The sequence below is a fragment of the Agrobacterium sp. 10T429 genome (genome assembly GCF_056393925.1).
The window spans coordinates 262,726-277,317 of the sequence record NZ_JBFTGV010000006.1 but is presented as its reverse complement, the minus strand read 5'-3'; the positions used below and the strand labels follow the sequence as shown (position 1 = coordinate 277,317).

Genomic DNA, 14,592 nt, shown 5'->3' with positions numbered 1-14,592 from the left:
CGATAGCGCACCGGACTTTCGATTAGAAAGCGCGGCGGTAAATGCCGAGCACGTCATCAAGGCTCATATCGACGGGATTGTTGTCCATCAGCCGGCGGATTGCGTGAGCGTCTTGCGCATAACGGGGAAGGTTGGTTTCGCTCGCCCCGTGCCGCGCAAGGGACATTTCAATGCCGAGGCTGGCGCAGAAATCTGTCGCTGCCTTGCGAAGATCATCGGATGAAAGATGCTCGCGAAGCCCAAGCGCTCCGGCCACCTCCGCCGTCTTTGCCGAAACCGCGTGCTGGTTGAAAGCCAGAACATGCGGGAAGACGATAGCGTTTGCCAACCCGTGCGGCAGGTTGAGAAGCGTGCCGAGCGGATAGGCGATGGCGTGACCCGCCGCCGTATTGACCGGGCCAAGGCAGATGCCGCCATAGTAGGAGGCGAGCATCATTCCTTCGCGGGCTTCGGTATCAGCGCCGTCGCGAACGGCGCGCGCCAGATATTTGCCCACCAGCGAAAAGCCCATGCGGGCAAAACCGTCGATCATCGGATGGGCCTTGCGATTGGTGAAAGCCTCCACGCAATGCGCCATGGCATCCACCCCCGTCGCCGCTGTCACGGCTGATGGCACGGAATAGGTGAGTTCCGGATCGAGCACCGCGAAATCGGCAATCAGATGAGGGCTTTCGACCGCGACCTTGCTGCCCTTGACGGGATCGGTGATGAGCGAGCGAATCCCGGCTTCCGAGCCGGTTCCGGCGGTGGTGGCGATCTGGACGAGCCTGGTGTCGCGCCCTGCGACCCTGTTCGGTCCTGCCACATCCTCAAGCGTCTGGCTGGAATTCCAGAGTGCGGCGACGAGCTTCGCCACATCCATCACCGAGCCACCGCCGAGGCCGATGACGAGATCGGGTTTGGCGGCGCGCGCTGCGGCCAGTGCTGCATCGAGCGTCCCTGTGTCCGGTTCGCCGGGAATGGCGTCGAAGACAGTGAAAGGACCCTGCAATTGCAGCCGGTCGGCAAATTTCGCTGTCAGCGGCGTGGCGATCACCAGGGTCGAAGCGGTTTTGCCGGCCCAGGCGCCGACCTGGGAAATGGTGCCGGCGCCAACGGCAAGCCTGCGCGGCTGATGGATGAGAATGGAGGCTGTGGACATGGTGTTCATCCTCTTGCGCCCTTGCCCGCCACGAGCTTGCGCGCATAGGCTATGGCCTCATTCATGTTGCCGTGATTGGCGATGCCTTTGCCGGCGATGTCGAAGGCCGTTCCATGATCGACCGAAGTGCGATCAATCGGCAGATCGACCGAGACATTGACGGCGGTATCGAAGGCGACGAGCTTGATCGGGATATGGCCCTGATCGTGATATTGCGCGACAACCAGATCGAAAGTGCCCGAATAGGCGCGGTGGAACACGGTATCGGCGGAGATCGGCCCGTGTACCTCGATGCCTTCAGCGCGCGCTGCGGCAACCGCTGGCGCAATCTGGTCGTCATCCTCGGTGCCAAACAGACCGTTTTCGCCGCAATGCGGATTGATACCGGCAACCGCGATGCGCGGCCGCTCGTAACCGATGCGCTTTAAATGAGCATTGCCAGCGCGGATGGTCGCCAGCACCCGCTCCGTCGTTGCCCGGCGAATGGCTTCCTGCAGGGACACGTGGGTCGAGACGTGAATGACCTTCAGCCGCTCGGAGGCAAGCAACATATAGGCGGCTGAAGAACCGGTCAGGCTGCGCAGCATGCCGGTGTGGCCGTCATAATGGTGGCCCGCAAGATTGAGGGCTTCCTTGTTAATCGGAGCAGTGACGATGCAGCCGATTGCGCCCGCTTCGGCATCCCGCACCGCTTTTTCAATGAAACGGAAAGCGGCGTCTCCGGCAACCGGCGACAGCGTGCCCCATGGCAGCGGCGCACCCTCCACCGGCAGATCGACCACATTCCGAGTAAGATCGATGTCGATGCCAAGCGCACCCCGCGCCGCTTCCAGCGTGGCAAGGTTGCCATAAATCCGCGTTGCTTCCCTATCCGGGGCGGACATTTCCGCAAGCGCGCGGACGGTGATTTCCGGGCCGACGCCGCAGGGGTCACCCATGGTGATACCAATGATGTTGCTCATCCGATTCTCCCGTCCTTGGCGTCTGCCCAGCCGGGCGCCAGCCGGACATATTTGATTGCGCGGCGATGATAGGTGTAGCTTGCGTGCAGGGTACCGTCCGCTGCCTCCAGAAGCCATGGATAGGACATTTCCAGATTGCGGCCGTCGGTCGAATCGTTGGACAGGCAGGTGCCCGGCCCGTCCTCGATCAAAATCCGGGTAGGAAAGCTGCGGCCGTCGTCATCGGACAGGCAGATGGAAACCGGCGCGCGCGGCACGCCCCATATGGGCACACATCCACCGCTCGGATCGGCATCCGGTCTGTCGTCTTCCTCGCCCAGTTCGTCATAAAGCGAGGCGCGACGGTCGCTGGATTGCGCGGCGTTGACGGGGTTGCAGATCATCGCCAGCCTGCCGTGTGCGAGCCTGATCGCGGCGATGGAGGAATTATTGTTCGGTACGTCGGTCGGCAGCGGTTCTGTCCATGAGCGACCGCCATCTGTGCTTTCCGTGCGGTAAACGAAATCGGCCTGACGGCGGCGAAAAAAAGCGGAGTAGCGCCCATTCGCGCCCGCAACCGGGCTCATATGAACGCAGCCGGTCGAGCCCGCCAGCTCCTGCAATTGCCATGTGAGGCCGTTGTCTTTCGATATGCCGAGTGCTGCGGTATCGTGGCTGCCGTTCCATTTCTGGCCGGGGCGTTGGACGCAGCGGAAGATCGGCAGAAGCCATGCGCCGTCATCGCGGATGCGAAGCGGCGCACGGATGAAGCAGCCTTTCGGAAGATCGAGAAAACGGCCATCTTCGGCGGACAGCTTTTCCGGCGTTGCCGGGTCGTGGACGACCCGCGCCATGCGGATGCGGCATTCGTCCTGATTGCCGGATGGCTGGGTGGTGTGAAACAGCCAGAGAGTGCCATCAGGTGCGGTGAAAATAACCGGATTCTGTTCGGAATGGGCGGGATCGTTGCTCAGGCGCTGCGGCGCTCCCCACCGGCTCGCGCCGGGTGTGAGCGCGGACGCGAAGATCGAAATATCCGATTTTCCCTCCAGCGTTCCGCCAAACCAGGCGCACAGCAGGGTGCCGTCCTGCAGAAGGTGCAGAAAGCTCGCATGGTTCTGGATCATCGGCGATGGCAGGAACGCTTCGTGCCGGTTTTCCGAAACAGCATGGATGGCTCCGGTCATGGCGTGAGCAATGTCATCAGGGGTCATCGTGGTCTCCTCTTGGTCTGATGAAAATGACATATTAAAAAAGTTGTCAAGTTTATTTAAGAAAAAAGAAGGGCTTTGAATTTTTGATGACTTAAAATAAATATATGTTTTATAACGATAAAACTTCTGTACTAGGTCTCAATAAAAAATCCTTCTGAAAAATAATTTGACAAAAAATGTGATAGCGTCGATGCTTTGATAACGGGTGGAGGAGACGATCATCCGCACGCCATGCTCCTCAATGCAGGAGACGGGGCTTTTGAATGCCTCTTGCGGCACGCCGCCATGTTGCTGAATTTCTGATCTGGGAGGAGAACGGAATGAAGAAGTCATTGATTGCGGGCGCCCTTGTTATGGGTTGCCTTAGCGCCGCGTTTTCGCCGGCGCTTGCGGCGTCGGGGCCGATCAAGATCGTGCTGGCGGAAGAGGCTGACCTGCTGGAGCCTTGCATGGCGACCCGCTCCAATATTGGTCGTATCATCATGGAAAATGTCAGCGAGACGCTGACCGAGCTTGATGTGCGCGGCAAGAACGGCGTGCAGCCGCGCCTCGCTGAAAAATGGGAGCAGAACGCGGATGGCAGCTGGCGTTTCCACCTGCGTGAAGGCGTGAAGTTTTCCGACGGCACGGGTTTCGATGCCAAGGATGTCAAGCATAGCTTCGAACGCATCATGAGCGACAAGAATGCATGCGAATCCCGTCGTTACTTTGGCGGTATGACCGTCACCCCCACGATCGTCGACGACCATACGATCGACTTCAAGACAGAGCCAGCCCAGCCCATTCTGCCGCTCCTGATGTCGCTCGTCACCATCGTGCCCGAAGAAACCAAGATGGAATTTATCCGCGAGCCTGTTGGCACCGGACCTTACAAGCTGACCAACTGGACACCGGGCCAGCAGATTGTTTTGACTGCACGTGACGACTATTGGGGCGCCAAGCCGCAGGTGACGGAAGCGACCTATCTTTTCCGCGCTGATCCCTCGGTTCGCGCCGCCATGGTGCAGACCGGCGAAGCCGATCTTTCACCCTCCATTTCGCAGCTCGACGCGACAAACCCGAAGACCGACTTTTCCTATCTCGACAGCGAGACGGTCTACATGCGCCTCGACCACAACATCGCGCCGCTGAATGACGTGCGGGTGCGCCGTGCACTCAACCTCGCCATCGACCGGCAGGCTTTCCTCGGCACGCTGGTTCCCGAAGGTGCTTTGCTGGCCACCGCACTCGTTCCGCCGACCACGCTCGGCTGGAACCCTGATGTCAAGGTTTTCCCCTACGACCCTGATGGCGCGAAGAAGTTGCTGGAGGAGGCAAAAGCTGCTGGTGTGAAGGTGGATACGCCGATCACCATCATCGCGCGCACTGCGAACTTCCCTAATGTCACCGAGATCATGGAGGCGATCCAGCAGCAATTGCAGGAAGTCGGCTTCAAGATCGACCTCAAATTCGTGGAAGTGGCCGAGCACGAAAGCTATTATTCCAAGCCCTTCAAGGAAGGCCGGGGACCGCAGATCGTCGCTGCCATGCACGACAATTCCAAGGGTGATCCGTCCTTCACCATGTTCTTCAAATATGCCACCAAGGGCACGCAATCCGGCTTCTCGGACCCCAAGGTGGATGACTTGATCGAACGAGCATCCGCAGCCGTCGGCGATGAACGCGCCAAGCTCTGGTCCGAGCTCATCGCCTACCTGCATGACGATGTCGTGGCGGATGTGCTGCTGTTCCACATGGTTGGCTTCTCACGCGTCTCCGAACGGCTGGACTTCAAGCCCACCATCGCCACCAATTCGATGCTGCAGCTTTCGGAAATCGGCATCAAGTAAGCCGGTATCTCATCTGCCAAAGAGCGGCGGCGGAGCTTTAGCTTCGCCGTCGTGCTGAACACCGGAGGTAACCATGCTGAGCTTCATCCGAAAACGTTCCGTTGCAAGCCTGATCTCCCTGATCGGCCTCATCGTAATGGTTTTCTTCCTCTCCCGCCTGACGGGCGACCCGGCCGCGCTGTTTTTGCCGGTGGAGGCTTCGGAGGAATTGAAGCAGCAGTTTCGTGCGCTGCATGGGCTGAACGATCCGCTGATGGTGCAGTTCCTGCGCTACGCGGGCGACGTGATGACGGGGGATCTGGGTGAATCGCTCAGGAAAGCCCGCCCTGCGCTGGATGTGGTGCTGGAGGCTTTCGTCTGGACGCTGTGGCTTGCGGTCATCACCATGTCCCTCGTCACTACCGCAGCCATCGTCGTCGGTTCGCTTGCCGCTTTCCGCTCCGGTGGCTTCTTCGATCGCATGGCCTCCACCATTTCGCTCATCGGCGCTTCCGTGCCGGATTTCTGGCTCGCGATTGTGGCGATCGTGGTGTTTTCCGTCAATCTCGCCTGGCTGCCCACCTCCGGCACCGGCTCGGTGCTGCACTGGATACTGCCGATCTCGGTTCTGTTCGTGCGCCCCTTCGGCATCATCGTTCAGGTGGTGCGCGGCTCGATGATCGGTGCGTTGTCCTCTGCCTATGTCAAAACGGCGCGCGCCAAGGGTGTGAAATCGGGTCCGATCATCTTCATCCACGCCTTGCGAAACGCCATGCTGCCGGTCATCACCGTCATCGGCGATCAGGCGGCAAGCCTTCTCAACGGCGCAGTCATCGTCGAAACCATCTTTGGTTTCCCCGGGGTTGGCAAGCTGATGATCGATTCCATTCTTCAGCGCGATTTCAACGTCGTGCTGGCAGCAATTCTCGTGACCGCGCTTGCGATCTTCCTGATGAATCTTCTGATCGATATCGCCTATGCGTTGCTCGATCCGCGTATCCGGCACTGAGGAGACGTTCAGCCATGAGCCTTTCAAACGCCGATACAGAGATCATTGATGAGCCATCCTTTGCAACGCGCATGCTGCGCATGTTGTGGGCGGATAAATTCGCCCTCTGCGCCGCGATCTTCCTCGTCGTCGTCATCATTCTCGCCTTTGTCGGCCCGGCGTGGCTTGGCGAGCTGGCGACGAAGCAGAACCTGCGTGGACGCAACCTTGCCCCGTTCGAATGGCAACGCGAATGGTATTTCTGGTTGGGGGCGGATGCGCTCGGTCGCCCGCTACTGGCGCGCATCGTTGCCGCCACGCAAAATACGCTGATGATCGCCGCCGGTGCCGTTTTCCTTTCCGCCGTCACCGGCACCGTGCTTGGCCTGATCGCCGGTTTTTCCTCCAACCGTGTTGGCCAGATCATCATGAGGCTGGCGGACGTGATCATGTCGTTTCCATCACTGTTGATCGCGGTCATCGTGCTTTATCTGCTCGGCTCCTCCATCCTCAACCTGATGCTGGTTCTGGCGATAACCCGCATCCCCGTTTACATCCGCACCACAAGGGCCGAAGTGCTGGAGGTGCGTGAACGCATGTTCGTACAGGCGGCGCGCGTGATGGGCGCATCCGGCAAACGTATCCTGTTCCGCCATATTCTACCCGTGGTCCTGCCGACGCTGACAACGCTTGCGACGCTCGATTTCGCCTATGTGATGCTGGCGGAAAGCGCGCTGTCTTTCCTTGGTATCGGCATTCAGCCGCCGGAAATCACCTGGGGCCTGATGATCTCGCAGGGGCGGCAGTACCTCACCAACGCCTGGTGGCTGTCCTTCTGGCCGGGCCTTGCCATCATACTCACCACCCTGTCGCTCAACCTGCTGTCCAACTGGCTGCGCATTGCGCTCGACCCCGTGCAGCGCTGGCGGCTGGAAATGAAAGGCCGCAAACATGGCTGACCATCTTCTCGATGTGCGCAACCTTTCCGTGGAGTTTCACACCGCAGGCGGTGTCGTGCATGCGGTGAAGGATGTTTCCTATCATATCGACCGTGGTGAAACGCTTGCGATCCTCGGTGAAAGCGGCTCGGGCAAATCGGTATCGTCCTCGGCCATCATGAACCTCATCGACATGCCGCCCGGACGTATCAGCGGCGGCCAGATATTTCTTGATGGCAAAGACCTTCTGACAATGCCGGCTGAGGCCCGCCGCGAGATCAATGGCCGGCGCATCGCCATGATCTTTCAGGACCCGCTCAGCCATCTCAATCCGGTCTATACCGTCGGCTGGCAGATCCGCGAGGCGATGACCACCCATGGAATGGACAGGGTGAAAGCCGAAGCGGAGGCGAGGCGGCTTGTCGCGCGCGTTGGAATTCCTGATCCGGACGGAGCCTTGAAGAAATATCCGCATGAATTTTCTGGCGGCCAGCGCCAGCGTGTGATGATCGCCATGGCGCTTGCGCTCCGGCCCGATCTCCTGATCGCCGACGAGCCGACCACGGCACTCGATGTGACGGTTCAGGCTGAAGTTCTTGCCCTGCTCAAGGAATTGCAGCGGGAAACCGGTATGGCCGTTCTCATCATCACCCATGATCTTGGCGTCGTCGCCGAAATCGCCGACCGGGTGGTCGTGATGGAAAAGGGCGTGCTGGTGGAGGCAGGCACGGTTCGCGAGGTCTATCGCAACCCAAAGCATCCCTATACCCGCAAGCTCATCAGCGCCGCCCCCGGCAGGGGCGAAATGCACGAGCCGAATGCGACCGGCGAACCGCTCCTCCGTGTGCGCGATGTGCGCAAACGTTATGGGGCTTTCGAGGCACTGAAGGGCGTTTCCTTCGACCTTATGGCGGGGGAAACCATAGCTGTCGTTGGCGAAAGCGGTTCCGGCAAATCGACACTCGCGCGCATTCTGCTCCGGCTCGACGAGCCGGATGCCGGCAGCGCCGAGTGGAAGGGGCGTGATCTCTTCAAGCTTTCGCCTGCCGAACTCTTTGCCCTAAGGCGCGATTTACAGATGGTGTTTCAGGATCCAACCCAGTCGCTGAACCCCCGCATGACTGTGTTCCAGCTGGTTTCCGAAGCCTGGGTGATCCATCCGGACATACTACCCAAAGCGAAATGGCGCGAACGGGTCGCGGAATTGCTGCATCAGGTCGGCCTCTCGCCGGAACATATGCGCCGTTATCCGCATCAGTTTTCCGGTGGGCAGCGGCAGAGGATCGCGATTGCCCGCGCGCTGGCGCTGGAGCCAAAGCTCATCATCTGCGATGAGGCGGTCTCGGCGCTCGACGTGTCTGTCCAAGCGCAGGTTGTTGCACTTCTTGACAAGCTGCGCCGTGAAATGGGCCTCTCCTTCATCTTCATCGCGCATGACCTGCCGGTGGTCCGCGATTTTGCCGATCACGTCATGGTCATGCAGCGGGGAGAGGTTGTGGAATTCGGGACTGTCCGGCAGGTTTTCGAAGCGCCGCGCGAGGCCTATACGCGCGCACTTCTTTCCGCCAGCCTCGATCCCGACCCCGATATGCAGTCTGTGCGTCCGATCGATGCCGATCACACTATTGGAAATCCAAGCGGAGTTCTTTCATGACCAAACAAGCCTTCGTCGCGCTCGTGACCTGTTTCAACGAGGACGAAACCATCAATTACGAAGCGACCCGTGCGCAGGTGCGCCGTCAGGTGGCGGCCGGCAACAACATCATGTGCGCCGGAACTAACGGCGATTTCACCGCACTGACGCATGAAGAAAAAATCCGGCTGACGGAAGAGGTGGTGGACGAAGTTGCGGGCCGTGCGAAGGTCATCGTCAATGCCGGCATGCCCGCCACTTTCGAAACGCTGCAACTCGCCAAAGCCTTCGACCGCATCGGCGTCGACGGTATTGCCGTCATCACACCCTTCTTCATCGCCTGCACCCAGGATGGGCTGATCCGCCATTTCTCGACTGTGGCCGACGCCGTCGAAACACCGGTCTATCTTTACGATATTCCCGCCCGAACCCAGAACCACATAGAGCCGGAAACCGCCCGCAAACTTGCCGCCCATGGCAACATTGCCGGCATCAAGGATTCGGGCGGTGCGCAGCAGACGCTGGAAGCCTATCTACAGGTAGCACAGGAGATGCCCGGTTTCGAAGTCTATTCCGGCCCGGATCATCTCGTTCTCTGGTCATTGCAGAACGGTGCCGCCGGCTGCATCTCCGGCCTCGGCAACGCGCTCCCGGATGTACTTGCCGGCATTCTCAATGCTTTCAACGCCAGCGATATCGCTGAGGCCGAACGCCAGCAGGCGATCTATACGGATTTTCGCACCGATCTCTATGCGCTCGGTTTTGCGCCCGCCATGGTCAAGCGCTCGCTTTACCTTCAGGACCCATCCGTCGGCGCCAGCCGGCAACCCGCCCTTCTGCCGGATCAGGAACAGGACGATCGGATCGTGGAAATCTTACGTCGTTATCACCAGCTGTGACGCCACCGCCCGAATGTGACGTGCAGGAGTGACGCGGTGTGGCGCCACGCGAAAATATCCACAAAACGGCCAGAAGCCGAAGCATTTATACAGCCTTGTCCGTGACGAATAATTTGTGACACAAACACGAAATTTCCCTTGTCAGTCCCGCCATTGATGTTTATGAGGAGCGCGCAACGCAAGCGTTCGCGCATGCGGAGAGGTGGCAGAGTGGTCGAATGCACCGCACTCGAAATGCGGCATACCTGCAAGGGTATCGTGGGTTCGAATCCCACCCTCTCCGCCATAATTTACGCTGAGCCGTAAGATTTTTCCGAGATAGCCTGATTCATTCGTTGGTCGCTTTGATGCTGCAGTCCGCTAGCGAAGCCGGTGCCGCTTTGCGCCAGCGGAGGCAGACTGGTTGAGATAGCCGTTGGCTTCCATTTCGTTGCGTCCCACCCGCGATCTTCAGCACCTGTTGGAAGCCCACATGGTGACGATCCCGAAAAATTGGAGTGCCGGCAAGTGCTCGCTCATATCCGCCATTGCCTCTTACGGCAGAGGCGCTATCATAATTGTGTTGTAGGACGATAAGCTTTGGGAGGAGCGATACGTGAGACGGATGTGGCCAGACGAATTTGCCTTTCTGCTGGACGGCGCGGAAGAGGTTGACCTGCATATTCCATCGGGTGCACACGACGACAGTTCGCCCGAAGAAACGATATCCAAGAAGGCTTTGAAAGCCCGCATCAGCCAGCAGGATTTTGAAAAGATTTGGCATCTTGCAGAGGCTCGCTATCGGCTGACCGGCAGGTTTTCGGGCAAGGCGATTACGCTGATCGCCAACAATCCTCACTATCAGAAATGGCATCCCTCCGACGGCGGCAGCGTCGAGAGCGTGTCCGATAGCGGTCAGAAATACACGACGCGCTATGTGATCGTGCATTTTCTCGTTGATGATGTTCGCGAGCTGGTCGAAGCCTGAACTCCGCAGGAACGGTTCTTGCCATTGACTGGTCGAAGGGCCTTTCGAAATCCAGCGGTGCCGAGTAATTCTTGGCATCGCTTGGCGGCGTGTTAGAGGTGAGCTTCAATATCTGCGCAAGACTACGATGAGCAGCGCGTGTCCGTAGTCCACTGAAATGCCTCTATACTGGTGCCGTCTTTGATCTCTCCGATGGCAGGGTGACGTACTGACCTTCCGCAGGCTTTACCGCTGCTGCGATGTAAAAATTTCCTCTGAATTAAAATAGTTTTCCTTTAAAGAAGGAAAAACGCTTTATGCCGGAGGATCACATGGCAAAGGACAGCACAAAGACCGAGCCTGCGCTTTTGTCGCAGGACCCGCATGCGGTTCGCGAGCCGAGGGTCAATAATCTCGAAATGGCGATCGGCCATGAGGTGCGTGCCTATCGCAAGAAGCTGGGCATCACGGTCACCGATCTCGCATCGGCCACCGGCGTATCGGTGGGAATGCTCTCAAAGATCGAAAACGGTAATATTTCCCCGTCCCTCACCACGCTGCAGACGCTTTCAAAGGCGCTCGGCGTGCCGATCACGGCGTTCTTCCGTGGCTTCGAGGAGCCGCGCAGCGCCACCTTCGTCAAGGCGGGCCAAGGGGTGAACATCGAGCGTAGAGGCACCCGCGCCGGCCATCAGTACAGCCTGCTTGGCCATATCGACAACAATACCAGCGGCGTCACCGTCGAGCCCTATCTCATCACGCTGACGACGGACTCGGATGTATTTCCGACCTTCCAGCATGAGGGCATGGAGTTCCTCTACATGCTGGAGGGAGAGGTGGTTTATCGCCACGGCGAGCAGCTTTTCACCATGCAGGCGGGAGACAGCCTGTTTTTTGATGCTGATGCGCCGCACGGACCGGAGGAGCTGGTGAAGCTTCCCGCTCGCTATCTGTCGATCATTTCCTATCCGCAAAGGCGTCTGACAAATGATTGAAAAGTTGCCTTAGAAGAAAAAAATATTCCTGATAGTTGACGAGATGGAATTCCATATGCTAGCTCTTCATTCAGAAACGAATGGAGGTGCCTGTCGATGTGCGGCATTGTTGGACTATTCCTGAAAGACAAAAGCCTTGAACCGCAGCTGGGTGAGCTGCTTTCGGACATGCTCGTGACCATGACGGATCGTGGACCGGATTCCGCCGGCATCGCGATCTATGGAAGCGCTGCCGATGGCCGGGCAAAAGTAACCATCCAGTCGGCCGATCCCGTCACCGATTTTTCGGGCCTTGCCGAAGCGCTGAAGGAAAATGGCGTTGAAGCTTCGGTTGCGGTGAAAAGCACCCACGCGGTCCTGGATATTCCATCGGCAAAGCTCACGGAAATTCGCTCGGTCCTCGCCGCCATTCGTCCCAATGTGCGGGTGATGGGCTCCGGCGACAGCGTGGAAATCTACAAGGAAACCGGCCTGCCGAAAGATGTCGTCGCCCGTTTTGGCGTGCGCTCTATGGCGGGCAGCCATGGCATCGGCCACACCCGCATGGCAACGGAATCGGCTGTGACGACGCTTGGCGCACACCCCTTCTCCACCGGTGCCGACCAGTGCCTGGTGCATAACGGTTCGCTCTCCAACCACAATAATCTGCGTCGGGAACTGGTACGCGAGGGCATGACCTTCGAAACCCAGAACGACTCGGAAGTGGCCGCCGCCTATCTCACGGCTGAAATGGCCAAGGGCAAGGATCTGGGCGAAGCGCTGACCGGCGCGCTCGATGATCTCGACGGGTTCTTTACCTTCGTCGTCGGCACCAAATCCGGTTTCGGCGTGGTGCGCGATCCCATCGCCTGCAAGCCGGCGGTGATGGCCGAGACCGATCAATATGTCGCTTTCGGCTCTGAATACCGCGCGCTGGTAAATCTGCCCGGCATCGAAAATGCCCGCGTCTGGGAGCCGGAGCCGGCGACCGTCTATTTCTGGGACCATGAAAAGGCCGCGTGAAACCGTCATCGGCGCATATTGCGAAAGTCATATCCATGCCAGTTTTCGATCTCTCCCACACGCCTTTGCGTGAACTCAACAGCGCGCTCCATGGGCTTTCCTCGGGCGCAAACGACACCGAATTCGAAGTTGTCAATCCGCGCGGCCACCATGCCGTCGCTGTTGGCATCGACAGCCCCGTCATCGTCGATGTCCGCGGCTCGGTCGGTTATTATTGCGCCGGCATGAATGATGGCGGCACCGTCACCGTTTACGGCTCGGCCGGGCCGGGCGTTGCCGAAAACATGATGTCGGGCACCGTCGTCATCGAGGGCGACGCTTCGCAATACGCAGGTGCCACCGGTCGCGGCGGGCTTCTGGTCATCAAGGGCAATGCCGCTTCCCGCTGCGGCATTTCCATGAAGGGCATCGACATCGTCGTGAAGGGCAATATCGGCCACATGTCCGCTTTCATGGGTCAGTCCGGCCACCTCGTTGTCTGCGGCGATGCGGGCGATGCGCTGGGTGACTCCCTTTATGAAGCGAAGCTTTTCGTGCGCGGCTCGGTCAAAAGCCTGGGTGCCGACTGCATCGAGAAGGAAATGCGGCCCGAACATCTGGAGAAGCTTGCCGAACTTCTTGAAAAAGCCGGCGTCTCCGATGTCAGCCCAAGCGAGTTCAAACGCTACGGTTCGGCCCGCACGCTCTACAATTTCAACATCGACAACGCCGACGCGTATTGAGGCGAGGGATTTTCCGATGAGCTATCACAACCCCTTCACCCCACCGCGCAAGTCCGCGACTTTCGATGATCACACGCTGGCGGAAATCCGCCGTGCGGCTGCAACCGGCATCTATGATATTCGCGGCGCAGGCACGAAGCGGAAGGTGCCGCATTTCGACGACCTGCTGTTTCTCGGCGCGTCCATCTCGCGTTATCCGCTCGAAGGTTATCGCGAGAAGTGCGATACGACCGTCACCCTCGGCACGCGCTTTGCCAAGAAGCCGATCACGCTGAAAACGCCGATCACCATTGCCGGCATGAGCTTCGGCGCGCTTTCCGGCAACGCCAAGGAAGCGCTCGGCCGTGGCGCGACCATTGCCGGCACGTCCACCACGACGGGCGATGGCGGCATGACGGATGAGGAACGCGGCCACAGCCAGACGCTGGTCTATCAGTATCTGCCGTCGCGTTATGGCATGAACCCCAAGGATTTGCGCCGTGCGGACGCCATCGAGGTGGTCGTCGGCCAAGGCGCGAAACCGGGTGGCGGCGGCATGCTGCTTGGCCAGAAGATTTCCGATCGCGTCGCCAATATGCGCAATTTGCCGAAGGGCATCGACCAACGTTCCGCCTGCCGTCATCCTGATTGGACCGGCCCGGACGATCTGGAAATCAAGATCCTTGAACTGCGCGAAATCACCGATTGGGAAAAACCGATCTACATCAAGGTTGGTGGTGCGCGCCCCTATTACGACACCGCACTTGCCGTAAAGGCCGGTGCCGATGTGGTGGTGCTTGATGGCATGCAGGGCGGCACGGCGGCCACGCAGGACGTCTTCATCGAAAATGTCGGCATGCCCACGCTTGCCTGTATTCGCCCCGCAGTACAGGCGCTTCAGGATCTCGGCATGCATCGCAAGGTGCAATTGGTCGTGTCCGGTGGCATTCGCTCGGGTGCGGATGTCGCCAAGGCTCTGGCGCTTGGTGCCGATGCGGTTGCCATCGGAACGGCGGCGCTGGTGGCGCTGGGCGATAACGACCCGAAATGGGAAGACGAATACCAGAAGCTAGGCACTACGGCCGGCGCTTATGATGACTGGCACGAGGGCAAAGACCCCGCAGGCATCACCACGCAGGACCCGGAACTTGCCGCACGTCTTGATCCAATCGCCGCCGGTCGCCGCCTCGCCAACTATCTGAAGGTCATGACGCTCGAAGCCCAGACCATCGCACGCGCCTGCGGCAAAAACCATCTCCACAATCTGGAACCGGAAGATCTGGTGGCTCTAACCATGGAGGCTGCGGCAATGGCGCAGGTTCCGCTGGCGGGAACAAACTGGTTCCCGGGTAAAGGCAGCTTTTAAAAAACACAATGGACGGGCGC

13 protein-coding genes and 1 tRNA gene are annotated in these 14,592 nt (G+C 59.2%); 11 read left to right on the top strand and 3 right to left on the bottom strand.

Annotated elements, in window-relative coordinates; genetic code table 11:
• Positions 1-22: 22 nt before the first annotated feature.
• Genes AC1DCP_RS16065 through AC1DCP_RS16055 form a run of 3 tightly spaced genes read right to left on the bottom strand, consistent with a single transcriptional unit; the run spans position 23 to position 3,296 of the window.
• Entirely contained in the window at positions 23-1,150 is a 1,128-nt protein-coding gene (locus AC1DCP_RS16065) for an iron-containing alcohol dehydrogenase (RefSeq protein WP_476774430.1), read from the bottom strand.
• Entirely contained in the window at positions 1,147-2,103 is a 957-nt protein-coding gene (gene pdxA / locus AC1DCP_RS16060; RefSeq protein WP_003511520.1) for a 4-hydroxythreonine-4-phosphate dehydrogenase PdxA, read from the bottom strand. Before pdxA ends, AC1DCP_RS16065 begins: the two co-directional genes overlap by 4 nt.
• The gene (locus AC1DCP_RS16055) at positions 2,100-3,296 is read right to left on the bottom strand and encodes a sialidase family protein (RefSeq protein WP_065687962.1); all 1,197 of its coding nucleotides are present in this window, start codon (positions 3,294-3,296) and stop codon (positions 2,100-2,102) included. The genes pdxA and AC1DCP_RS16055 overlap by 4 nt, the downstream gene beginning before the upstream one ends.
• 320 nt (positions 3,297-3,616) lie before the next feature.
• Between AC1DCP_RS16055 and AC1DCP_RS16050 the strand changes: the two genes are divergently transcribed.
• The 11 genes from AC1DCP_RS16050 (at position 3,617) to AC1DCP_RS16000 (ending at position 14,572) form a co-directional block, all read left to right on the top strand.
• Positions 3,617-5,125, top strand: coding sequence for an ABC transporter substrate-binding protein (locus AC1DCP_RS16050; RefSeq protein WP_113157399.1), 1,509 nt, complete (start codon positions 3,617-3,619; stop codon positions 5,123-5,125).
• Positions 5,126-5,198: 73 nt separating this feature from the next.
• Positions 5,199-6,113 (top strand): ABC transporter permease, encoded by a 915-nt coding sequence (locus AC1DCP_RS16045; protein WP_003511517.1) that lies wholly within the window; start codon positions 5,199-5,201, stop codon positions 6,111-6,113.
• A gap of 14 nt (positions 6,114-6,127) precedes the next feature.
• Positions 6,128-7,051 carry an ABC transporter permease gene (locus AC1DCP_RS16040; protein ID WP_065660432.1) on the top strand — a complete coding sequence of 308 codons (924 nt, stop codon included), beginning with the start codon at positions 6,128-6,130 and terminating at the stop codon, positions 7,049-7,051.
• Entirely contained in the window at positions 7,044-8,684 is a 1,641-nt protein-coding gene (locus tag AC1DCP_RS16035; protein WP_013761903.1) for an ABC transporter ATP-binding protein, read from the top strand. Before AC1DCP_RS16040 ends, AC1DCP_RS16035 begins: the two co-directional genes overlap by 8 nt.
• Entirely contained in the window at positions 8,681-9,562 is an 882-nt protein-coding gene (locus AC1DCP_RS16030; RefSeq protein WP_065660434.1) for a dihydrodipicolinate synthase family protein, read from the top strand. The genes AC1DCP_RS16035 and AC1DCP_RS16030 overlap by 4 nt, the downstream gene beginning before the upstream one ends.
• A 196-nt stretch (positions 9,563-9,758) precedes the next feature.
• Positions 9,759-9,848, top strand: a tRNA-Ser gene (locus tag AC1DCP_RS16025).
• A gap of 318 nt (positions 9,849-10,166) precedes the next feature.
• Positions 10,167-10,529, top strand: coding sequence for a hypothetical protein (locus AC1DCP_RS16020; protein WP_003511512.1), 363 nt, complete (start codon positions 10,167-10,169; stop codon positions 10,527-10,529).
• A gap of 296 nt (positions 10,530-10,825) precedes the next feature.
• Complete coding sequence (locus AC1DCP_RS16015; protein WP_019564961.1) at positions 10,826-11,503, top strand: helix-turn-helix domain-containing protein; 678 nt, start codon at positions 10,826-10,828, stop codon at positions 11,501-11,503.
• Between the two features lie 96 nt (positions 11,504-11,599).
• Positions 11,600-12,505: a class II glutamine amidotransferase gene (locus AC1DCP_RS16010; RefSeq protein WP_038494325.1), complete on the top strand. Its 906-nt coding sequence runs from the start codon at positions 11,600-11,602 to the stop codon at positions 12,503-12,505.
• 35 nt (positions 12,506-12,540) lie between these two features.
• Positions 12,541-13,227, top strand: coding sequence for a GltB/FmdC/FwdC-like GXGXG domain-containing protein (locus AC1DCP_RS16005; RefSeq protein ID WP_003511508.1), 687 nt, complete (start codon positions 12,541-12,543; stop codon positions 13,225-13,227).
• A gap of 16 nt (positions 13,228-13,243) precedes the next feature.
• Positions 13,244-14,572, top strand: a complete 1,329-nt coding sequence (locus AC1DCP_RS16000) for an FMN-binding glutamate synthase family protein (RefSeq protein ID WP_003511507.1) — start codon at positions 13,244-13,246, stop codon at positions 14,570-14,572.
• Positions 14,573-14,592: the final 20 nt, after the last annotated feature.